Here is a 22710-nt window from a genome sequence, read left to right as displayed (position 1 = left end):
CGGGGCGGGGGGGGGGCGCGGGGGGGGGCGGGGGCGCGGGGGGGGGGGGGGGGCGCGGGGGGGGGGGGGGGGCCCCCCGACCCCCCGCCCCCGCCCGCGGCGGTCAGCCCTTGAAGGCCGCCTGGCGGACCGGGGAGGCCTCGGCGAGGGCCTTCACGACCGCGTCGGTCCCCGCGCGGAGCCCGTACACGGGGGTGCCCGGCTGCTGGCGCCAGGAGTCCTCGATGCCGCCCGCGTCGACGGTGTCGAAGCCGAGCTCGTCGATGAGCGCCCGTACGGCCTCCTTCGCCGCCGCGTCGTCGCCGGCCACCGGGAGGGCCACCCGGTCGGGGGCCCCGGCCGGGCGGTGCAGGGCCAGGATGTCCTCGGCGTACGTCCCGTTGAAGGCCTTGACCACCGGGTGCCCGAGGCGGCGCTGGCTCCAGCCGCTTTCGGTCAGCCCCTCGTCCTCGATCTCGGCGATGCGGCCGTCGCGCTGCTGCGGGTAGTAATTGCCGGTCTCGATGAGGACGAAGTCCTTCGCCGCCTCGTCGAAGAGGCCGGCGGGCAGGTTCGCCACGTTCTTCAGGGGGACGGTGACCACGACGACCTCGGCCCCGCGGGCCGCCTCCGCGACGGTGACGGGGGTGGCCCCGGTCTCCTTCGCGAGGTCGGCCAGGGTCTCGGGGCCGCGGGAGTTCGCCACGGACACCTCGTGTCCGAGGGCGGTGAGGCGGCGGGTGAGGTTGCCGCCGATGTTGCCTGCGCCGATGATGCCGATCTTCATGAGCTCTCCAGTGCGTGCAGGGTGGTCGGGTGCTGCGTGGAGTCCGAACCACCGGGCGCCGCAGCGCATTCCGCGTCCGGCCCTCCCGTCCCACGGATCCCCCGAACGAGTGGCCGGATCCCGGCCCGTACGAAATCAGCCAGAGAACTCCGGCGGCGCATGACCGGAAATCGACTTCGATTGCCGCGCGGCGAGATCCGCACCGGTAATTCGTTTACACGTGAACATCCTCGCCAACCGGTGGTAACTTCACGGGACTCCAGGGTGACGGAAAGAAAGAGAATCGCCGTTGCGGTCGAAAACAAGCCGTACACCACTCGACTTTCACAAGATCCCTTATGTAGTGTTTCATTCATTCGCCGCCCCACCGGGGGGCGGAGAGCAGGCGCGGCCGACCACCGCCTCTGTCCTGCTCGTTCGCGAAATACGTGACCCGACACGAGGGACCAGTATGCGGTTCCAGCTTTTGGGGCCGTTGAGTATTGCCCACGGCCCGGAAACCGTAGTTCTCAAGCCATCCAAGCCGACCAGCCTTCTCGCCGCTCTTCTTCTGCATCCCGGGGTCGTCGTTTCGACCACCTATCTGGTGAGTGCGGTGTGGGACGAGGACCCGCCGGCCACCGCGCGAGCCGCGCTGCAGACGTGCGTCCTGAGGCTGCGGAGGTTATTCACGAAGTACGGCATATCCACGACCACCATCGAGGCCGTGCCCGGCGGATACCGGATGCACAACGACGCCGAGACCCTCGACCTCGTCCTCTTCCGCGCCCTGACCTCCCGGGCGGGTGCCGCCGGCGGTCCGGGCGAGGAGCTGTACCGGCTGCGCGAGGCGCTCTCCCTGTGGCACGGGCCGCCGCTCGCCAACGTGGCCTCGCGGATGCTCCGGCGCGACGCGGTGCCCTCGCTCGAACAGGAGCGGCTGCGCGTGCTGGAGCGGGTCTGCGATCTCGAACTCGCCGCCGGGAACTGCCACCAGGTACTGGTCGACCTGTACGACAGCGCCCGCCGGCATCCGGTGCGCGAGCGCTTCACCGAACAGCTCATCGAAGCCCTCTACCGCACGGGGCGGCAGGCGGAGGCCCTCGCCGAGTACCGCACGGTACGGGACCGGCTGCGCGACGAGCTCGGCGTGGACCCGGGGGCCGGGCTGCGCCGTCTGGAACTGGCGATCCTGCGCGCCGAGGAGATCGGCGGGCCGGAGGCGGCGGCCGCGGGCCCCGCGGCCCGGCCGGGGCCCGGTGCCGGGACGGGGCCGGCCGCGCCGGCTGCCGCGCGGCCTCCCGCGGGGCCCGGCCTGCCGCGGACCGCCGCCGCGCCGGGCGCGCTGCCCCTGCCGTCGGCCCGGACCGCCGGGCCCGCGGCGGACAGCGGCTGGCGCGGGGTGCCGGCCAAGGGCCGCCCCGGCAGACCGGGCCTCGTGCCCGTACCCGGGTTCGCCGGGCGGGAGACCGACCGCGGGGCCATCGCCGCCCGGCTGACCTCCGCCGACGGTCCCCGGCTGGTCGTCGTCTCGGGCGCGCCCGGCATCGGCAAGTCGGCGCTGGCCCACCAGTGCGCGTACGAGGTCCGCGACGCGTTCCCCGGCGGGATCTTCACCCTCGCGCTGGCGCGGCCCGACGGCGGCGCCCTCGGCCCGGACGAGGCCCGCGCGTTGCTGCCGGGGCCCGAGGACGGCGGCCGGGGCCGCCGGCTCCTCGTCCTCGACGACGCGGCCGGCGCCGGGCAGGTGCTGCCGCTGCTCCCGGCGGCCGAGGACGCCTCCGTGCTGGTCACGAGCAGACGCGGGCTCGCCGCCGTCGTCGCCACGCACGGCGGCGCCGTCCACCGGCTGGACGCCCTCGGCCCGGACGAGGCGTACGCACTGCTCGCCGGGCTCGTCGGCACCGACCGGATCGCGGCCGAGGCGAAGGCCGCCGCGGAACTCGCGGACGTCTGCGGGCACTTCCCGCTCGCCCTGCGCATCGCGGCCGGCCGCCTGCTGACCCGGCCCGGCCTGTCCGTGGCCGACTGCACGGCCTGGCTCGCCGAGGAGCCGCCCGCCCGCCTCGCCCTCGCCGAGGATCCGCGGCTCTCCGTACCGGAGGTGTTCGGGCAGGCCGTCGGGGCCCTGTCGGCCGAACTGCGCGAGGTCTTCCTCCGCTTGGGCACGCTCGGTCCGCGGTCCCCCCTCACGGAGGCCGGCTCCGAGACCGAGCTCGAACAGCTCGTGGAGGCGGGGATGCTGGAGGACGGGCCACCGGGCACGCCGCCGTACCGCCTCCATTCCTTCCTCCGCGTCTACGCGCGTTGGCTGGCCCGCGGATCCCTCCCGACGCCCGCGACCACCCCCGTCCCGCGCTGACCTCCGAGCGCCGGCCTCCGCCCGGCGGCCTCCCCGTACGGCCCGTCTCCCCACGCCTCCCGCTGCCGTTCCCCTCCACCCACACCGCACCCAGGGGTGTCCCATGTCCCAAGCCAGCTATGAGACCGTCGCCGCCTCCCGGCCCCGGATACGCCGGGACGTGCTCTTCACCGAGACGCCCGACGGTGTGCTCTTCCACAACTCCGACGGCGGGTTCCGCCTCACCGCCCGCACGGCGTACCGGTTCGCCGCGCTGATCGTCCCGCACCTCACCGGCGAGCACACCGTCGCGGAGCTCTGCCAGGGCCTCGGCGAGGCTCAGCGCGCGATGGTCGGCGAACTCGTCAAGACGCTGTACGAACGGGACTTCGCCCGCTCCGTGCCGGCCCCGCGGACCCCCGCCGGACCGGAGCTCCCGGCGGACGTGGCCAGGCGGTTCGCGCCGCAGATCGCGTACGTGGACCACTACGCCGACCAGGCCGAGGAGCGGTTCCTGCGCTTCCGCGGCACGCGGGTCGCCGTCCTCGGCGAGGACTCCGTGGCCCGATGGTGCGCCCTCAGCCTGGTCCGCAACGGCTGTGCGGTCGTCGGCGTGCCGCCCGGCGCGGAGCGGGAGCTCGTCGAGGAGGACGCGCAGGAGGCCCGGGCCGACGGCTGCCCGGTGGAGATACGCACCCTGCCCCCGGGCGGGGAGCCCCTCGGGTGGGAGGAGTTGGCGGGGTACGACTTCGTCGTGGTCACCGGGGGTCATACGGCCCCCGTACGGCTGCTCCCGCTGCTGCGCGCCGGGATACCCGAGGGCCGGACCCTGCTTCCGGCCTGGTCGTACGGGTCGGACGCCGTCGTCGGCCCGCTGATGGCCGCCGGGACCGAGGGCTGCTGGGCCTGCGCGGCGCTGCGGCTGGGCTCGGCCCGCCCCGGCTCCGGGGCCGCCGACCTGTGGAGCACCCTGGCCCTGCCGGGCGCCGCGACCGTGCCCTCGGCTCCCGTGCCGGGCCGGCCGCTGGCCGCGATGCTCGGCAATCTGCTCGGCTACGAGGTCTTCCGCGCGGCCACGGGTGCGCTGCCCGCGGAGACCTCCGGGCGGCTGGTCGTCCAGGACACGCAGTCGCTGGACGTCACCGCCGAGCCGCTGTTCCCGCACCCGCGCTGCCCGTTCTGCGCCGGGGGTGACGGCTGCGGCACCCCGGACGACCGGGCGGCCGCGGAGCCGGTGGACCTGACCGCGGCGGGCACCTCGGGCGCCCCGGCGCTGCCGACGCTCGACACCGCCCGCGAAGCGGACGAGCTGGTGGCGGAGTTGAACCGGCGCTCCGCCATCGTCCGCCCGTACGCCGGGGTGTTCACCGGCTTCGCGGACGAGGCGCTCACCCAGATCCCCCTCAAGCTCGGCGTGGTCGAGCTGGGCATCGGCCACGCCGGGGCACGTGCGATCGCGGCCTTCGACGTCCACCACGTCGCCGGAGCCCGGATGCGCGCCCTGGACGCGGCCGCGCTCGTGTACGCCGAGCACGTCGTCCCCGCGCGCGGGCTGGTGACCGGCTCCCCGGCGGACCCGGCCCCCCTCGCCCTCGCCTCGGGGCTGCCGGGCCGGGCCGCCGTCCACCAGCCGGCCGTCTCGCTCCTGACGAAGGAACCCGTCCTCGTCCCGGCCGGGGCCGTCCGCCCCTTCGGACCGCACAATGGCGACCGGCTCTTCGAGCGGACCCGGGCGGGGGCCGGTGCGGGCCCCGCCCCCGCCGACGCCGCGGCGGCCGGGCTGCTCTCGGCCCTCGCGTACGACGCGCTGCTGCGCGCGGTACGGGGCGCCACGGCCACCCCGGTGCCGCTGCCGGACCCGGACGGGCCGGACGCCGAACTCGCCTTCCTCGTACGCTCGGCGGACCGGCTGGAGCTGCCGGTGGAGCTGCTCGACCTCGGGGAGGGCGACCGCAGCGGCGTGAGCGTGCTGCTCGCCCGCTCCGCGGAGCGCTGGGCGGTCGGCAGCGGCCTGGACCGGCGTACGGCGACCGCGGCCGCGCTGGCCGAACTCCTCGGTGCGGCCCAGTACGAGGGCGACCGCGCGGGCGGCGGCCGACCGGCCGACACCGGCGATCCACTGCTGCGCGACCTCGATCCCCGGGCCCTGGCGGTGTCCGGCCCGGGCGGCGGGGCGAACACCGACGAAGGCGCGGTCGGCTGGCCGGAGGTGCTGGAGCGGCTCGGCGCCGCCGGGCGCGATGCGTACCTGGTTCCGACGGGCGCGCCCGAGCTGGCCTCCGCGGGCGTCCACACCGTACGGGTGCTGCTGACGGCGGTGCGGGAGCCCGGCGATGACGCCTGACCGCCCCGCTCTGGTCCGGGCCGACCCCGCTGTGCGGGACGTGCTCGGGGCCGGTCCGGCCGAGCGGTTCACGGCGCTGCTGGACCGGGCGTTGGACGCCCTCGGCGGGCCCCCGGTGGAGCTGTCGGTGCTCGGGGCGGGCAACGCCTTCGCCGAGGCCGCGCCCCGCGGAGCCGATGGCCCCGACCTGCCCGTACGGCTGTACGGCCGTCAGGCCGTGGTCGGCCCGGCGCCGCTGCCCGGCGCCGGCGGTCCGGGGTGCGCCCGGTGCCTTGAGCGGCGCTGGCAGGCCGTACGGTCGGTGGCGCTGCGGGACGCCCTGGAGCTGGGCGGGGGCACCCGGGCGGCCGGCGACTGGCCGTACGCCCACGCCTTCGCCGCCGACGCCCTCGCGGCGCTCGTCGCGGGGGTCGAGGAAGCCGCGGTCCCCCGCGGGCCGTTCCCCGAGGTGCGGTCCCTGGACCTCGGCAGCGGCGCCGTGCGGCGGTACCCGCTCGTGCCCGATCCCGAGTGCCCGGTGTGCGCGGCGCCCGCCGCCGACGAGCCGCGCGCCCTGGAGCCGCTGGCGCCCGCGCCGAAGTACCGGCCGGGGGCCTTCCGCACCCGGCCCGTGGAGTCGTACGCCCTCGACGTGGCGGCTTTCGCCAATCCGCTGTGCGGTGCGCTGGGCCCCTCCCTCGTCCAGGACATCTCCTCCACCTCCACCTCCGCCACCATCGGCTGCTTCTCGCTGCGTTCCGGCCCCTATCTGCGCGAGACCTTCTGGGGCGGCCACACCGACTCCTTCGACCGCAGCGCCCGCGTCGGGGTCCTGGAGGGGCTGGAGCGGTACGCCGGAATGCGCGCCCGGACCCGGACGACCGGCGTCCGCGGCTCGCTCGCCCGGCTCGGCGCCGAGGCCGTGGACCCGCGCGAAGTCGGCCTCTACAGCGAGCGGTTCCACGCGGACAACCCGCGCGTGCGGCCCTTCGACCCCGACCGGGAGATCCCGTGGGTCTGGGGCTGGTCGCTGCGCGACCGGGTACCGCGCCTGGTGCCGGAGGTGCTGACCTACTACCACTCGCCCGGTCTGGAGAACCGTTTCGTGCAGGAGAGCTCCAACGGCTGTGCCACCGGCGGGAGTCTGGCCGAAGCGGTCTACTTCGGGCTGATGGAGGTCATCGAGCGGGACGCCTTCCTGCTCGCCTGGTACGGACGCCAGCCGCTGCCCGAGATCGACCCGGCGACCAGCGGCCGGACCTCGACCCGCGTGATGGTGGACCGGCTCGCCCTGTACGGGTACCGGGCGCGGTTCTTCGACACCCGGATCACCTTCCCCGTCCCGGTCGTGACCGCCGTCGCCGAGCGGTTCGACGGCGGACCCGGCCGGATGTGCTTCGGGGCCGGGGCCGGGCTGGACCCGGAGTCGGCGCTGGACTCGGCGCTGTGCGAGATCGCGACGGACGCCGTGAACCTGCCCGGGCGCACCGAGCGGGACGAGGCCCGACTGCGGGCGATGGCCGCCGACTTCGACCTGGTCACCGCGCTCCACGACCACCCGCTGGTGTACGGGGTCCCGGAGATGGGCCGGCACGCGGACTTCCTGCTGCGCGGACCGGCGACGGAGCCGCCGCGGCCCGTCTCGGCACTGCGCCCGCCCGAGGACCGGTGGGGCGGGGCGGGCGGGTCGGACGACGTGCGCGAGGACGTGGCGCGGTGCGTCGACGCGGTGGCCGGCGAGGGCTTCGACGTGGTGGTGGTCGACCAGACCCTGCCCGAGCAGCGGGTCCTGGGGCTGCACACGGTGAGCGTGCTGGTGCCCGGGCTGCTGCCGATCGACTTCGGCTGGTCGCGCCAGCGGGCGCTCGGCATGCCCCGGCTGCGGACCGCGCTGCGGGAGGCGGGGCTGCGCGAGCGCGATCTGGAGCCCGCCGAGTTCAACCCGGCGCCGCACCCCTTCCCCTGACCGCCCGACCGCCCCCCGACCGTAGGAGGACCCGTGGGCTACGCCCATGACTACGCCACCGCCATCATGCACCGCGGCCGGGTGCCGATGGAGCCCGTCGACTTCGTCCCCGACTGGGCCGACCGCCCGCGCAAGGCGAAGTTCCATCCGGGCGCGGAGACCCTGCCGCTGCCCGAGCCTCGGCACGGGCCTTCGACCGGTGCCGCCCGCGGATTCGACCTGCCTCTGCTCTCCGGAATGCTGCAGGACTCGTACGGGCTGACCGGCCGGCGCCTCGGCGTCCAGGCCAATACGGACCTGGCGGCGCTGCCCCACTACCCGCAGGCCAACTGGTCCCGCGGGACGGCCTCCGGGGGCGGTCTCTACCCGGTCGCCGTCCACTGGGCGGCCGGCCCGGGCGGCCCGCTGACGCCGGGCGTGTACCACTACGCCCCGCACCAGCACGGGATGCGGCGGCTGCTGACCGGCGACGTCACCGGTGACATCCGGGAGGCGCTGGGGTCCGACGCCCCGGCGCACGCCTCGGGCGCCGGCCAGTACCTGATCCTCGGCGTCAAGTACTGGCAGAACTCCTTCAAGTACAACAGCTTCTCCTTCCACGCCGTGAGCATGGACGTGGGCACGGTGCTCCAGACCTGGCGGCTGTGGGCGCAGGAGCACGGGCTGCGGATCGCGCCGGTGCTCTGGTTCGACGAGGAGCGGCTCGCCCGTCTGCTGGGCGTGGACCACCGGGAGGAGGGGGTCTTCGCGGTCGTGCCGCTGGAGTGGGCGGGAGAGCGTGCGGACACGGCCTCCGTCCCCGCGCCCTCCGCCGCCGCCTCCGCCTCCCCCGCCGCCGTCCGCCACCGCGACCGGGAACGCTCCCGCCGGGTCCTGGCCTTCGATTCCCTGCACCGGATCCACGAGGCCACCCTCGGCCGCGCCGCCGACCGACCGGAGCCCGGAGCGCTCGACCGCGCCGCCGCGCATCCGCCGCGCGGTACGGACCCGCTGCCGCTGCCCGCGCCCGCCACCGCGCCCCTCGGCGTCCACGCGGCGCTGCGGGCCCGGCGCAGCAGCTTCGGCCGGTTCGACGCGAGCCGCGCGCTCGCGCCGGAGCAGCTGGCCGCCGTACTGGCGGACTGCGCCGCGACGGCGGTGGGCAGCGAGGCCGAGCGGCCCGAGGGGCCGGGGCTGACCTCGCTGTACGTCTTCGTCAACCACGTGGCGGGGGTCGCCCCGGGCGCGTACGCCTACGATCCGGCGGCCCGCACCCTGCGCCTGGTGGTCCCGGGGCCGCCCGGGCCGTTCCTGCAGCGCAGCTACTTCCTCTCCAACTACAACCTGGAGCAGGCGGGTGCGGTGGTCGTGCCGACCGTACGGACGGCGGCCGTGCTCGACGCGGTGGGCGACCGCGGCTACCGGCTCGTGGGCGCCGCCGTCGGGGCCGTCGCGCAGACCTTCTACACCGGCGCGGCCGCCCACGGGCTCGGCGCGGGCGTGGCCCTCGGATTCGACACCGTCAGCCACATCGAGGAGCTGGGGCTGACCGGCACCGACGAGGCACCGCTGCTGATCATGCTGCTCGGCCATGAGCGGCCGCGGCCCGCCGACTTCCGGCACGAGATCGCCTGAACCCGGCCGCCACCGCCACCGACGCCGGCCCCCACACCGGCCCCCGACCCCGATCCCACCGACGACAGGACCAGGACGATCAGGATGAACAGCACCACCGAATGGCGGGCGGGAGACCGCTTCATGCTGCGCGTGGCCGGTCTGCCCCTGACCGCGGTCGACGCGCTGCGCTGCCCGGACACCAGCCGCTGGGCAGCCGAGGTGCTGTCGGCCGAGGACTCGCTGCGCGCCGACGCGGAGCAGCTGAGCGAGGCCCTGCACAAGGCGGTGGGCGCGACCGACCCCGGCCCGGGCGCGGAGGGCGCGGCCCGCCGCCGCGCCCTGCTGCGGCTGCGCCGGCAGATCCACAACGGCAGGCTGCCCGCCGACCCCGACGCGGCCGTACGGGAGGTCTCCGACGTGGACGGCGTCGCGGCCGGGCACCTCTCCGCCTGGGTGCTGCGGCGGCGCCGGCTGGACACCCTGGTCGCCGAGGGGGCCGGGCTGCTCGGCGGGGATCTCGGGCGGGGCCGTGCCGCGCTGCGCGAACTGCTGGGCGACGACCGGCTCCGCAGGGGCCTGCTGCTGGCCTCGCCGGTGCTCGAAGCACAGCTCGACGGGTACGCGGGGGCCACCGGCGTACCCGGCGGCCGGGCCCGCAAGGTGGAGCGCTCGGTGCTCTCGTACGTCTACCGCACGGCCTGCAAGACGAGCCCGTTCAGTACGTTCACCGCCGTGGCCACCGGCCGGTTCACCCCCGACGCGTCGCCCGGCGCCGGCATCCGGACCGCGGACACCTGGACCAGCCACGTCCGGCTGAACGTCGTGGTGCTGGCCCGGATCGCCGAGCTGGTCCTCGCCGATCCGGTGCGGCGGCGGGACCTGCCGCTGCGCCCGGCCCCCGGCTGGGGCCGCGAGGAGGACCGGATCCGCTATGTGCGGCGCTCGGTCACGGCGGGCGACGACGCGGCGGCGGTCACCTTCGACGCCGTCAAGGACCGGCTGTTCTTCCTGCGCCGCAGCGGCACCCTCGACCGGCTGCTGGCCCTGTTCGCGGAGCGCCCCGAGCTGCGCCACCGGGAGCTGGCCGACTGGCTGGCCGCCGAGCACGGCGCGGCGCCGGCCGACTGCGAGGCGTACATCGGAGCGCTGCTCCAGCTCGGCATGGTGCGGGCGCCCTGCCTGGACACCGAGGTGCACGACGGGGATCCGCTGCGCGCGTTCCAGCGGTCCCTGTCCGCCCTGGAGCGGCCGTGGGCGGACGCCCTCGCCGGTCTCCTCGACGCGCCCGCCGCCGTACTGGAGCGCTATCCGGCGGCCGGGGCGGCGGAGCGGGCGCGGCTGCTGCGCGGGCTGCGTTCGTCGCTGCACCGGGTGCAGCGCGAACTCGGCGCCCCGGATGCCGCGCTGCCGCAGACGCTGCTGTACGAGGACGTGAGCGCGGGCCGGGAGCTGGCCTGCCCGGAGCCGTCCTGGGCGGCGGCGGGCGGCGACGGCGGGGCGCTGCGCTCCGTCGAGCGGATCCTGCCCGCCTTCGACCTCACGCTGGCCCAGCGGATCACGTTCGAGGGGTTCTTCACCGCCCGCTACGGCCCCGGCGGCCGCTGCGAGGACCTGCTGGGGCTCGTCCACGACTTCCACGAGGACTTCTTCGACCAGTACCTGTCGTTCACGTCCCGCCGTACGCCCTTCGACGCGCGCGGGGAGTACGTCCCCGAGGAGAACTGGCTCTCCCTGCCGGGCATCCGGGCCCTGGACGCCGCGCGGCGCGCCTTCATCGGGCGGATGCGGGCGGCCTGGTCGGCGTACGGGGAACACGGCACGGGTGAACTGCGCCTGGACCAGGCGGACATCGAGGCCGTGGCGGGCGAACTGGAGCCGGTGCTGGCCGGGTTCGCGCCCCGCTGTCACCACCTCCAGCCGGGCGGCGATCCGGCCACCGGGGAGCCGCTGACCGTGCTGAACCGCTCGTACGGCGGCCTGTCCTTCCCCTTCAGCCGCTTCACGCACGTGTACGGGGATGGCGGGGAAGGCCCGGGGCTGGCCGAGAGCCTGCGGGCGACCGCCGCCGAAGTCGGCCCGCATGGAGCCGTCTTCGCCGAGGTCACCGGCGGCCCGGTGACCACCAACCTCAATCTGCACGGCCGGCTGACCGACTACGAGATCGTCTGCCCGGGCGAGAGCGGCACCCTGCCGGAGGACCGCCGGCTGCCCCTGGCCGACCTGTACGCCGAGCACCTGCCGGAGACCGGCCGGGTGGTGCTGCGCTCGCACCGGCTCGGCCGCGAGGTGATCCCGGTCTACCTCGGCTATCTGGTACCGCTCGCGCTGCCCGCGATCCCGCGGACGCTGCTGCTGCTCTCCCCCTCCTCGATGTCCCCGCTGGACGTGTGGGCGGGGGTGCCGGAGGGCGACGCGCACGGCGGGGTGCGCACCCGTCCGCGGGTCGTGCACGGGGACCTCGTACTGAGCAGGCGCAGCTGGACCACGACGGCCGGTGAACTCCCCGTGCAGGGGGCGCAGGAGGCTGGGCACTTCCTGGAGTGGCAGCGCTGGCGGCGGGCACACGGGCTGCCGGAGCGGGTGTTCGCCACCGTCTCCGCCGGGCCCTCCGCGCTGGGGGCCAAACCGCAGTACGTGGACTTCTCCAGCCTGCTCTCGCTCTCGGCCTTCGAGCCGCTGCTGCGCGATCCCGGCCACCGGGTGGTCTTCCGCGAGATGCTCCCGGACCCCGGCGGCCTGCACACGTACTCCGCGCACGGCGCCCACGTCGCCGAACTCGCCGTCGAGACCTTCACCACCCTCATCCGACGCCCGGAAGGCGGACCCCGATGTCAGAGCTGACCGAGAAGGCGGGTGCCGACGAGCGCGGCGCCTGGCAGGCCGTGCACGTCTTCTACGCAGCCAACCCGACGCCCCTGCTCGTGCAGTGCGTGCGCCCGCTGGTCGCCGGCCTGTCGCGGGACGGGCTGCTCGCCGGGCACTTCTTCATCAACTACTGGCTGGAGGGGCCGCACGTACGGCTGCGGCTGCGCCCCGCCACGCCCGAGGACGGGCCCGAGGTGCGCCGCCGCACCGAGGAGGCCGTCGCGGCCTTCCTCAAGGCCCGGCCCGCGCTCTACGAGGTCGACTCCGGCTTCCTCAACGAGTTCTACAACACCCTCTTCGACATCGAGTTCCCCGAGGGCGACCGGGCCGCGTTCATGGGCCCCGACGGCCGGATGAACCTGCGGCCCAACAACAGCTACGCGTACGAGCGTTACGAGCCCGAGTACGGCAAGTACGGCGGCCCGGCCGGGGTCGAACTGGCCGAATGGCACTTCGCGCACTCCAGCGATCTCGTCATGGACGCGCTGAGCGGGATGAACCTGCACCTGCGGACCGTGCTGCTGGGCACCTCGGCCCAGCTGATGATGGTGATGGCGGGGGTGTTCCTGCCCGACCGGGAGGAACTCGGCGGCTACCTCGACCGCTACTACGCGTTCTGGCACCGGGCGTTCCCCGGCACCGGGTTCATCGGCTCGGCCGAGTACGACCGCACGTACGAACAGACCGGCCCGGGCATCGCGCGCCGCTTCGCCGCCGTCCGCGAGGCGCTCGCCGCAGGGGAGACGGGCCGGCTGCCGGGCTTCCTGGCCGGATGGGCGGAGCACTGCCGCGAGCTGCGCGGGCGGGCCGAGGAGCTCGCGAGGGCCGGGGAGCTGGTCTTCCGCTCCTGGGACGGCACGCGCGACGAGCGGGTGACCGATCCGGCTGCGGCCCTGCCGCTGCTGCTCTCCCCGTACATGCACATGACCAACAACCGGCTGCACGTGACGATCCGGGACGAGGCCTACCTCGCGCACCTGCTGGGCCGGGTGCTGCGCGAGGAGGCGGGCGGCCCGTCCGGCTCCGGTCCGGCCGAGGCGGTCGGGGCGTGAGCACCCCCGCCGGGCTGCCGGAGCACCGGCCGGCGCTGCGCCCCGGCATCCTGCTGTCCCCGCCGCTGCTGAACGGGCCGGCCGTGGTCCATCTGGTCAAGGACCCGGTGTCCGGGGCCTCGTTCGAGATCGGACCGAAGGAGTTCTTCCTCGTCTCCCGCCTCGACGGGACCCGTACGCTCGCGGAGATCGGCGCGGCGTACGGGGAGGCCTTCGGCCGCCGGCTCGGCGAACGGAACTGGCAGCAGCTGCTGGCCCTGCTCGGGACCCGGCGGCTGCTCGCGGGCGGTCCGCCGCCGGCCGCGGCGAAGGCCGCCGGCCCACCGCGGACCGGGAACCTGCTGCGGGGCACCCTGCGGCTGGTCGCGGACGCCGATGCGACGACCGCCCGGCTGCACCGCTTCCTGCGGCCGGCCCTGCACCCGGCGGTGCTGGGGCTGCTGCTCCTGGGCTGCCTGGCGATGGAGTCGGTGCTCGCCGCGAACGCCGGTGCGCTCGTACGCGACCTGGGGTGGCTGGCCTCGCATCCGGCGCCGCTGCTGGCCGTGGCCACGCTGCTGTGGCTCAGTACGGTGCTGCACGAATTCGCGCACGGGATCGCCGCCCGCCATGTCGGCGGGACCGTCGGCGAGATCGGGCTGCGCTGGCGGCTGCCCGTCGCGATCATGTACTGCACCGTCGACAACTACCGCTATCTGCGCCGCCGCCGGGACCAGCTGGCCGTCGCCGCGGCCGGGGCCTTCGCCAACCTGCTCTTCCTGCTGCCGTTCTTCGGCTGGTGGACGGCCCTGGCCCCCGGCGACGCCACCGGCAGGGTGCTCGGCGCGCTGCTGCTGCTCGGCAGCGCCCAGGCCCTGGTCAACCTCGTCCCGCTGCCGCCGCTGGACGGCTACACGATGCTCGGCCACGCGCTGCGCGTGACCCGGCTGGCGCCCGCCGGATCCGCGTACGTACGGCTTCGGCTGCGCGACCGGGCCGCGGCCGCCGGCTATCCGGCGCGGGCCCGCCGGATCTACCTCGGCTACGCCGTCGGCTCGGCCGTCCTGGTCCTGCTGGCGGCCTGCGCCCTGGCGGCCGCCGCCTGGTACGCGATCGCCGCCGCCTCCCCCGTCTCCCCTTCCTGATCCCCGCATCCGCGACAACACCGAGGGAATGCACCGCCCATGACGACCGACAGCACCCAGCCCCCCGACTCCTCGGCCATCGCCGTCCGCGACGTACGCAAACGCTACGGCGACCGCCGGGCCGTGGACGGGGTCTCCCTCGACGTCCGGCGCGGCGAGTTCTTCGGCCTGCTCGGCCCCAACGGCGCGGGCAAGACCACCCTCATCGAGATCATGGAAGGACTGCGGCAGGCCGATTCCGGCACGGTCCGGGTCCTCGACCACAGCCCCTGGCCGCGCAACACCGCGCTGCTGCCGCGGATGGGCGTACAGACCCAGGCCTCGGCGTTCTTCGTACGGCAGACCGCGCGCGAGCACCTGGCCACCGTCGCCGGGCTGTACCGCACCGGACCGGCGGCCGCGGACCGCACCCTGGAGACCGTGGGGCTGACCGAGCAGCGCGACGTACTGGTCGAGAACCTCTCGGGCGGTCAGCGCCAGCGCCTGGCCATCGCCTCGGCGCTGGTCCACGGTCCGGAGCTGATCTTCCTGGACGAGCCGACCGCCGCCCTGGACCCGCAGGCCCGCCGCGACCTGTGGGAGGTGCTGCGCGTGCTCAAGGGCGAGGGCCGCACGATCGTCTACACCACCCACCACCTCGACGAGGCCGAGGCCCTGTGCGACCGGGTGGCGATACTCGTCGACGGCAAGGTGGCCGCCCTGGACTCCCCGCACCGCCTGGTCACCGCCGCCGGGGCGCCGTCCCGGCTGCTGCTGCCGGTCGGCCGGATCGAGCTCGAGCGGGCCCGGGCCCTGCCCGGGGTGGACCGGGCGAGTCTGCAGGGCGGCTCGCTGGTCCTGGAGACCGCGACGCCCGGCAAGGTGCTCCAGGCCGTCGACGCGCTGACCGGACTCGACGGGGTGCTGACCCGTACGGCCACGCTGGAGGACGTCTACCTCGAACTCACCGGCCACGCCCGCCCCGAACCCACCGCGCACCCCCACACCACGGAGTCCCAGGCATGAGCGCTTACACGGCCCTGACGGCCGCCGGCTACCGGGCGCAGGTCCGGGACAAGGCCACCCTCTTCTTCACGTTCGCCTTCCCCCTGCTCTTCCTCGTCGTGTTCGGCCTGATCTTCAGCGGGCAGGACGTGGAGCAGAGCGGCCGCCCGTACATCTCGTACATCGCGCCCGGGGTGATGTCCTGGGGCGTCGCCAACGCCGCCGTGTTCGGCATCGCGTTCACGCTGATGCAGTGGCGGCGCGACGACCTGCTCCGGCTGATCCGGCTGACCCCGACCCCGCTGACCACGGTGCTGGCCTCGCGGTACGTGCTGGCGCTCGTCGTCGGCGTCGTACAGGCCGCGGTGTTCGTCGCGGTCGCGATGCTGCCGGGCTTCGGGCTGGTGCTGGACGGGCGGTGGCCGCTCGTACTGCCCGCGCTGGTGCTCGGGATCACCGCCTTCATGTCGATCGGCGTGATCGTCGGGACGTACGCGAACACGCCCGAGGCCGTCGCCGCGATCGCCAACTGCATGATGGTGCCGATGGCGTTCCTGTCGGGCTCCTTCCTGCCGCTGGACATGATGCCGTCCTGGCTCCGCTCGGTCTCCCGGGTGCTTCCGCTGCGCTACCTCAACGACGCGGCGACGGGCGCTCTCACCGGCTCCGGCTCGCTCGCGACGATCGGCATCGGCTGCGCGGCCCTGGCCGGCTTCGCCCTGCTGTTCGGCGCGATCGGGCTCAGGACCTTCCGCTGGAGCAACCGGACATGACGGGCGTGACCGATGCGACGCAGGTGAGCCCGCCCCTCCAAGGCTCCCACCACCCCGCCGCCGCGGACGGCTCCCCGCTGGAGGCCGCCCGGCGCGCACTGGCCGCGGCACTGGCCGGACTCGGCGCCGAGGTGGTCACCCTGGGCGTCCACGACGCCCTCGGGCCGCGTACCGCCGACCCGTTCGCGGTGGTGCGCCCGGCCGCCACCGTGCACCTCGGCGGCCGGGCCGTGCTCATCGGCCCCTGGGGCGGGGACGGCTCCGCCCCGGCCTGCGGCCAGTGCCTGGCGATGCGCTGGCAGCGGCTGCGCAGCCGCAGCGAGCGCGACGCGCTGGAGACCGGCAGCGCGGTGCCCACCCCGGTGGCCGCGTGGTGGCCGCTGCTCACCCCCGCGCTGCGGGACGCCGCGTACGCGCTCCACCAGGCGGTGTTCGGCGGGTACGCGGCCGCCCCCGGCCCGGCGGCGGCCGACCGGGCCCTGCCCCAGGTCACCCGGCTCGACCTGGAGACCCTCCAGGTCCGCACGTACCCGCTGGCCGCCGACCCGCTCTGCCCGGACTGCGGACCGCGCGGCGCCGACGCCCCGGTTCCCCTGACGCCCGCCTCCCGGCCCCGACCCGCCCCCGGAGCGCAGCGGCTGCGCGCGGCGGACTCGTACCCGATGCCGTACGCGGCGCTCGCCAACCCGGTGACCGGGGTGCTCGGCGGGGGCACCTGGACCGACATCACCTCGCCCACGACCGCCCCCGTCGCGGGCAGCGTCTTCATGCGCGGCTACGCGGGCCTGACCGACGTCACCTGGAGCGGGCAGGCCAACAGCTACACGGCCAGCCGCGACCTGGCGTTCCTCGAAGGTCTGGAGCGGTACGCGGGCACGCACCGCCGCACCGGGAGTTCCCTGCTCACCGCCTCCTACGCCGAGTTGGGCGACCGGGCGCTGAACCCGGCCGCGTGCGGGTTCTACGCTCCGCGGACCTACCGTGAGGATCCGCTCGTCTCGCCCTTCGACCCGGAGCGGCCGATCCCGTGGGTGTACGGGCATTCGCTGCGCGACGACCGGCCGGTGCTGGTCCCGGCGCGGCTGGTCCACTACAGCGCGGGGCTGGCGGCCGACAACTTCGTCTTCGAGTGCTCCAACGGCTGCGCGATCGGCAGCTGCACGGAGGAGGCCCTGCTGGGCGCCCTGCTCGAACTGATCGAGCGGGACGCCTTCCTGCTCGCCTGGTACGCCGGGCTGCCGCTCACCGAGATCGACCTGGGCTCGGTGCCGGGGCGGGCGGTGCGGACGATGGCCGACCGGGCCGCGCTCCAGGGGTACGAGGTGCATGCGTTCGACAACCGGATCGACCTGGCGGTGCCCGTGGTCACCGGGCTCGCGATACGCCGGGACGGCGGTCCGGGGCTGTTCGCCTTCGGCGCGGGCGCGGCGCTCGATCCGGCGGCCGCCGTGGAGGCAGCGCTCTCCGAGGTCCTCACCTACATTCCGCACCTGCCCCGGCAGGTCGCCGAGCGCCGGGGCGAACTGGAGGCGATGGCGGCCGACTTCGGCCTCGTACGGCACCTGAAGGACCACGCCCAGCTGTACGGGCTGCCCGCGATGGCCCCGTACGTACGGCCCTACACGGAGCCGGCGGGCATCGGGACGATGGACGCGCTGTACCGGTCGTGGCAGCACCCGCCGAAGGGCTCCGGCGGACGGCCGGCCACCGGCGACCTGCGCGACGACCTGCTGTGCTGCGTGCGGGAGTTGACGGACGCGGGGCACGATGTGATCGCTGTCGACCAGACCACCCCCGAGCAGCGGCGGATCGGGTTGCGCACGGTGTGCGCGGTGGTGCCCGGGCTGCTGCCGATCGACTTCGGCTGGTCGCGCCGGCGGGCCCCGTACCTGCCGCGGCTGCGGACGGCGCCGCGCCGGGCGGGGCTGCGCGGGACGGATCTGGCGGAAGCGGAGATCCGGATGGTCCCGCATCCGTTCCCCTGACCCCGCCCCTCCCGTACGACGGTGCCCCGGCCCGCGCGCTGCCGCGCGGGCCGGGGCACCGGTGTGCCTGCCCCCTGACCCGGGGTCAGGCGCTGCAGGAGGTCGTGCTGGTGGTCGAGGAGCAGGTCGAGGTCGAGCTGCAGCTCGTGGAACCGGCGAGCACGACCTCGCTGGCGTCCGAGTAGTCGGAGATCTCGAACGTCTCGGATTCGAGCTCGAGGATCTCGTCGGCGAGCGAGGCGAGGGGCGACTTCTCCATGATGGCTCCTTCGGTCGGTGCGGCCGGGTGGTGACGGGCCCTTGGGTGTTGCCCTTCCATCAGAGCCGGTCGCGCCGTCAGCTCACCCCCCGGAGCGCTGGCACCTCGCTGACAGGAAGTGTCAGCGCCCTGACGCATCCGCCCCGCGGGCGCTGTCCGACCATGGGGCCATGCTCTCCGCTCTCATCAGGCCGCTGACCACCCTCTACCTGGAACTGCACCGGGATCCGGAGCCGTCGGGCGAGGAGCGGCGCACGGCGGCGCGGTTCGCCGGCGCGCTCGAGGCCGAGGGGTACGCGGTGACGCGCGGGATCGGCGGGCACGGCGTCGCCGGGGTGCTGCGCAGCGGCGACGGGCCCACGGTGCTGCTGCGCGCCGAGCTCGACGCCCTGCCCGTACGGGAGACGACGGGGCTGCCGTACGCGAGCGAGGGCGAGGCGGCGCACGCCTGCGGGCACGATCTGCACCTGGCCGCGGCGGTGGGCGCCGCCGCCCTGCTGGCCCGGACGACGGGCGGCTGGCGGGGCACGCTCGTCGTGGTCGGCCAGCCCGCCGAGGAGACCCTGGAGGGGGCCCGGGCGATGCTGTCGGACGGGCTGTACCAGCGGGTCGGGCGGCCCGATGCCGTGCTGGCCCAGCACTGCGCTCCGCTGCCGGCCGGGATGGTGGCGCACGGGTACGGGCCGATGACCGCCGGGAGCGTCACCTACCGGATCGTGGTGCACGGCCGCGGCGGCCACGCCGGAGCCCCGCACCTGACCGTGGACCCGGTGGTGACGGCCGCGCACGTGGTGACCCGGCTCCAGACGGTGGTGGCGCGCGAGGCGGCCCCCTCGGAGCAGGTGGCCGTCACCGTCGGCTCGTTCCGTGCGGGCGAGCGTGCGAACGTCGTGCCCGAACGGGCCGAACTGGACGTCACCGTACGGGCGGCCGGCCCGGCGGCGCTGGCCCGGGCGGCGGCCGCCGTCGAGCGGATCGTCCGCGCCGAGTGCGCCGCCTCGGACTGCCCCCGGGAGCCGGAGATCGTCCGGGTCGGATCCTCGCCCGTCACCCATCCCGATCCGGCGACGACCGCGGCCGTACGGGAGGCGCACGCGGCCGAGTTCGGCGCGGAGCGGGTGGCCATGTGGCCGCCGTCCCTGGCCACGGAGGATTTCGGGCTGTTCGGCGACGCGGGCCGGGAGCTGCACGGCGCGCAGGGCGTGCGCCTCGCGTACTGGATGCTGGGCGTGATCGGCCCGGCGGCCTGGTCGGCGGCGCCCGGCACGACGGCGGCGCAGAAGCTGGCCGTCCTGCCGGCCAACCACGCGCCGGATTTCGCGCCGGACGTGCGCACGGCGCTTCCTGCGGGCGTACGGGCCCTGCGGGCGGCGGCCCTGAACTGCCTGGGTTCGCCCCGATAGGCGGCTGTACGCCATCCGCGTCGCATTCAGGCCATTTCGCACGATCCGAGAACCGTCCGCCGCGGTGGCGGCGTCGGAGGGTTCAGCTACTCGGCAACCGAGCACGGTGAAAGGTCCGAACGATGTCCAAGTCTCCGGCCAAGGCCAAGCGCACCGTTTCCCTCGCCCTTGCGGCCACCGCCGCGACGGCCGCACTCACCCTCGCCCTCGTCACCGGCGCCTCCGCGACCGCTGCCGGCACGGACACGCCGCAGGACGGCCGGGCGGCCGCCGCGCAACCGTCCGTGTCCGGCAGCCCGGAGGGCGCGTTCTCCCGGATCGCCACCTTCTACGGCGCGTACATCGACGCGGTGTACGACGGGGACGGCACGCGCGCGAGGCAGCTGCGGGCCGCCTACCTCTCCGTGCCGCTCCAGCGCGAGCTGGCGAAGTGGGAGGAGACCAACCACGCGGACGGCGTCCTGCGCGCCCAGAACGTGCCGCTGGAGTGGAAGGTCACCCACGTGGACAGCGGCATGGGCAAGACCAATGCCACCGTCACCCTGACCTGGAGCGGCAGTGACACCACCCGGATCCACGTGCAGGCCGACCTGAAGACCCGGAAGATCCTCTCCATCGACGGCTGACGACGTCCCGGACATGCGGGTGGGGGCCGCCGCCGGCGGCCCCCACCCGTTCGAGAACGCGCGACTGCTACGCGCCGCTCGCCTTCAGCATGTCCTCGCGCTCGACGATCTTCACGCGCTCGCGGCCCTCGGGCTCGCCCAGCGCCTTCTCGGCCGCGTCGAGCCGGTACCAGCCCTCCCACGTCGTGAAGCGGACGTTCCGCTCGGCCAGGAAGGCCTCGACGGCCTCCGGCTCGGGCGCGGCGGGCGTCTGCAGGCGGCCGCCCTCGTGGTCCGCGAGGAGGTTCGCGACCGTCTCGTTCGCGTCGCCCTTGGTGTGCCCGATCAGACCGATCGGGCCGCGCCGGATCCAGCCCGTGACGTACGTGGACGTCAGGTGCTCGCCGGCCTCGATCACGCGGCCGCCCTCGTCCGGGACCGTACCGCTGTCGACGTCCCACGGCAGCTTGGGCAGTTCGTCGGAGAGGTAGCCCACGGCGCGGTAGACGGACTGGACGTCCCAGTCCGTGAACCGGCCGGTGCCCTTGACGTTGCCCGTGCCGTCGAGCTCGGTGCGCTCGGTGCGCAGGCCGACGACCTTGCCGTCCTCGCCGAGGATCTCGGCGGGCGACTCGAAGAAGTGCAGGAAGAGCTTGTGCGGGCGCTCGCCGATGTCGCGGATCGCCCAGTTCTCCAGGGTCTTGGCGACCATGTCCGCCTGCTTGTTGGAGCGGCGGGTGGCGATCGAGCCCTCGTCGTAGTCGATGTCCTCGGGGTTGACGATGACCTCGATGTTGGGCGAGTGGTCGAGCTCGCGCAGCTCCATCGGGCTGAACTTGGCCTGCGCCGGGCCGCGGCGGCCGAAGACGTGGACCTCGAGCGCCTTGTTGGCCTTGAGCCCCTCGTGGACGTTCGCCGGGATCTCGGTCGGCAGCAGCTCGTCGGCGGTCTTCGCGAGGATGCGCGCGACGTCGAGGGCCACGTTGCCGACGCCGAGCACGGCGACCTTCTCGGCCTCCAGCGGCCAGGTGCGCGGGACGTCGGGGTGGCCGTCGTACCAGGAGACGAAGTCGGCGGCGCCGTAGGAGCCGTCGAGTTCGACGCCCGGTATGGCGAGCGCGCGGTCGGCGGTCGCGCCGGTGGAGAAGATCACGGCGTCGTAGAACGAGTGGAGTTCGTCGAGGCTGATGTCGTTCGGGTAGTCCACGTTGCCGAACAGGCGGACCTGCGGCTTGTCGAGCACCTGGTGGAGGGCGGTGATGATGCCCTTGATCCGCGGGTGGTCGGGGGCGACGCCGTACCGGATCAGGCCGAAGGGGGCGGGCATCCGCTCGAACAGGTCGATGGAGACACCCGGCTCGGCGGCCGCCTCGGACTTCAGCAGCGCGTCGGCGGCGTAGATTCCGGCGGGGCCGGCACCGACGATTGCTACCCGGAGAGGGCGAGGCATGACTGGTTCCCTTCGACCGAAAAACACTGGATCACGGGAAACCCTAAACTAAGGGAACCCTAACCCAGCACCCACCCCCCGCTTATGACCCTATAAACAGAGCTTATGACCTCCCCAAGACATCCTTGGGGGTGCCGGTCACACTGGAACCAGGAGGCACTCGGGAGGTACCGCATGGATCCGGTCGCGGCACTGGAGCGGATCGCCTACCTGCTGGAACGCGGGCAGGCACCCACCTACCGGGTACGCGCCTTCCGTACGGCGGCGGCCGCCCTCGTGAGGATGGGCGAGCCCGAGGTACGCGAACGGGTCGGGGCGGGGACCCTGGAAGCGGTCAAGGGCATCGGGCCGAAAACCGCCCAAGTGGTGCGGGAGGCGGTCGGCGGGGCCGTCCCCGCGTACCTGCAGGCCCTCGAGGACGAGGTCGCCGCGCACCCCGAGGGCCCGCCGGCCGACCCCGCCGCCCTCGCGCTGCGCGCGGCCCTGCGCGGCGACTGCCACCTGCACTCCGAGTGGTCCGACGGCGGCAGCCCGATCGAGGCCATGGGCCGGGCGGCGGCCGCACTGGGCCACGAGTGGGCCGTGCTCACCGATCACTCGCCGAGCCTGACCGTCGCCCGGGGGCTCTCGCCGGAGCGGCTGCGCGAGCAGCTGGACGTGGTGGCGGAGCTGAACGGGACGTGGGCGCCCTTCCGGCTGCTGACCGGCATCGAGTGCGACATCCTGGCCGACGGCTCGCTGGACCAGGAGCCCGAACTGCTGGACCGGCTGGACCTGGTGGTCGGGTCGGTGCACTCGAAGCTGCGGATGGAGTCGCCCGCGATGACGCGCCGGCTGCTGGCCGCCGTACGCAATCCCCTGATGGACGTCCTGGGCCACTGCACGGGGCGGCTGGTGACGGGGCGCACCCGCCCCGAGTCCCGGTTCGACGCCGAGGCGGTGTTCGCCGCCTGCGCGGAGTCCGGGACCGCGGTGGAGATCAACAGCCGGCCCGAGCGGCTGGACCCGCCCCGCCGGCTGCTGCGGCTGGCCGTGGAGGCCGGGACACTGTTCGCGATCGACACCGACGCACACGCCCCCGGCCAGCTCGACTGGCAGCTCACCGGGTGCGAACGGGCCGTGGAGTGCGGGGTGGCGGCCGAACGGGTCGTGAACACCTGGCCCCGGGAGCGATTGCGGGAGTGGACCCGGACCCGCCGCCCGCCGGCGGCCGCGGCCCCGGCCTGAACCGGCGGCGGC

Annotated in this window: 16 protein-coding genes; 13 read left to right on the top strand and 3 right to left on the bottom strand. The window is 74.9% G+C overall.

Going from position 1 to position 22710, the window contains the following annotated elements:
- Window positions 1–103: 103 nt before the first annotated feature.
- On the bottom strand, window positions 104–835 hold the full coding sequence (locus ACFYZS_RS36930) for an NADPH-dependent F420 reductase (RefSeq protein WP_389022827.1): 732 nt from the start codon (window positions 833–835) through the stop codon (window positions 104–106).
- A gap of 382 nt (window positions 836–1217) precedes the next feature.
- Between ACFYZS_RS36930 and ACFYZS_RS36925 the strand changes: the two genes are divergently transcribed.
- From ACFYZS_RS36925 to ACFYZS_RS36880, 10 genes are all read left to right on the top strand, one after another.
- Window positions 1218–3107 (top strand): BTAD domain-containing putative transcriptional regulator, encoded by a 1890-nt coding sequence (locus ACFYZS_RS36925; RefSeq protein ID WP_389022824.1) that lies wholly within the window; start codon window positions 1218–1220, stop codon window positions 3105–3107.
- Window positions 3108–3210: 103 nt separating this feature from the next.
- On the top strand, window positions 3211–5430 hold the full coding sequence (locus ACFYZS_RS36920) for a TOMM precursor leader peptide-binding protein (protein WP_389022821.1): 2220 nt from the start codon (window positions 3211–3213) through the stop codon (window positions 5428–5430).
- Window positions 5420–7375, top strand: coding sequence for a TOMM precursor leader peptide-binding protein (locus tag ACFYZS_RS36915; protein WP_389022818.1), 1956 nt, complete (start codon window positions 5420–5422; stop codon window positions 7373–7375). The genes ACFYZS_RS36920 and ACFYZS_RS36915 overlap by 11 nt, the downstream gene beginning before the upstream one ends.
- A 33-nt stretch (window positions 7376–7408) precedes the next feature.
- Window positions 7409–8989, top strand: a complete 1581-nt coding sequence (locus ACFYZS_RS36910; protein ID WP_389022815.1) for a SagB family peptide dehydrogenase — start codon at window positions 7409–7411, stop codon at window positions 8987–8989.
- A gap of 84 nt (window positions 8990–9073) precedes the next feature.
- Complete coding sequence (locus ACFYZS_RS36905) at window positions 9074–11812, top strand: lantibiotic dehydratase (protein WP_389022812.1); 2739 nt, start codon at window positions 9074–9076, stop codon at window positions 11810–11812.
- Window positions 11800–12888 (top strand): lantibiotic dehydratase C-terminal domain-containing protein, encoded by a 1089-nt coding sequence (locus ACFYZS_RS36900; RefSeq protein WP_389022809.1) that lies wholly within the window; start codon window positions 11800–11802, stop codon window positions 12886–12888. Before ACFYZS_RS36905 ends, ACFYZS_RS36900 begins: the two co-directional genes overlap by 13 nt.
- Window positions 12885–14012 (top strand): peptidase M50, encoded by a 1128-nt coding sequence (locus tag ACFYZS_RS36895; RefSeq protein ID WP_389022806.1) that lies wholly within the window; start codon window positions 12885–12887, stop codon window positions 14010–14012. The genes ACFYZS_RS36900 and ACFYZS_RS36895 overlap by 4 nt, the downstream gene beginning before the upstream one ends.
- Before the next feature lie 39 nt (window positions 14013–14051).
- Window positions 14052–15017: an ABC transporter ATP-binding protein gene (locus ACFYZS_RS36890; RefSeq protein WP_389022803.1), complete on the top strand. Its 966-nt coding sequence runs from the start codon at window positions 14052–14054 to the stop codon at window positions 15015–15017.
- A complete protein-coding gene (locus ACFYZS_RS36885; RefSeq protein WP_389022801.1) occupies window positions 15014–15769 on the top strand; it encodes an ABC transporter permease in 756 nt (251 codons plus the stop codon). Before ACFYZS_RS36890 ends, ACFYZS_RS36885 begins: the two co-directional genes overlap by 4 nt.
- On the top strand, window positions 15766–17754 hold the full coding sequence (locus ACFYZS_RS36880; RefSeq protein ID WP_389022798.1) for a TOMM precursor leader peptide-binding protein: 1989 nt from the start codon (window positions 15766–15768) through the stop codon (window positions 17752–17754). Before ACFYZS_RS36885 ends, ACFYZS_RS36880 begins: the two co-directional genes overlap by 4 nt.
- 85 nt (window positions 17755–17839) lie before the next feature.
- Here ACFYZS_RS36880 and ACFYZS_RS36875 read toward each other — a convergent pair whose 3' ends face one another.
- Window positions 17840–18013 carry a thiazolylpeptide-type bacteriocin gene (locus ACFYZS_RS36875; protein WP_007268044.1) on the bottom strand — a complete coding sequence of 58 codons (174 nt, stop codon included), beginning with the start codon at window positions 18011–18013 and terminating at the stop codon, window positions 17840–17842.
- A gap of 170 nt (window positions 18014–18183) precedes the next feature.
- Here ACFYZS_RS36875 and ACFYZS_RS36870 point away from each other — a divergent pair, with 170 nt between their 5' ends.
- Window positions 18184–19416 (top strand): amidohydrolase, encoded by a 1233-nt coding sequence (locus tag ACFYZS_RS36870; RefSeq protein ID WP_389022796.1) that lies wholly within the window; start codon window positions 18184–18186, stop codon window positions 19414–19416.
- A 122-nt stretch (window positions 19417–19538) separates the two neighbouring features.
- Window positions 19539–20042: a hypothetical protein gene (locus ACFYZS_RS36865; RefSeq protein WP_389022793.1), complete on the top strand. Its 504-nt coding sequence runs from the start codon at window positions 19539–19541 to the stop codon at window positions 20040–20042.
- Between the two features lie 67 nt (window positions 20043–20109).
- Here ACFYZS_RS36865 and ACFYZS_RS36860 read toward each other — a convergent pair whose 3' ends face one another.
- On the bottom strand, window positions 20110–21471 hold the full coding sequence (locus ACFYZS_RS36860) for an FAD-dependent oxidoreductase (protein WP_389022790.1): 1362 nt from the start codon (window positions 21469–21471) through the stop codon (window positions 20110–20112).
- A gap of 174 nt (window positions 21472–21645) precedes the next feature.
- Here ACFYZS_RS36860 and ACFYZS_RS36855 point away from each other — a divergent pair, with 174 nt between their 5' ends.
- Complete coding sequence (locus ACFYZS_RS36855) at window positions 21646–22698, top strand: PHP domain-containing protein (RefSeq protein ID WP_389022787.1); 1053 nt, start codon at window positions 21646–21648, stop codon at window positions 22696–22698.
- The last annotated feature ends 12 nt before the right edge of the window (window positions 22699–22710 follow it).

It is taken from the genome of Streptomyces sp. NPDC001903, from assembly GCF_042891345.1.
Lineage (GTDB): Bacteria > Actinomycetota > Actinomycetes > Streptomycetales > Streptomycetaceae > Streptomyces.
The sequence above is the reverse complement of the archived record's forward strand: the minus strand, read 5'-3'. Positions and strand labels throughout refer to the sequence as shown.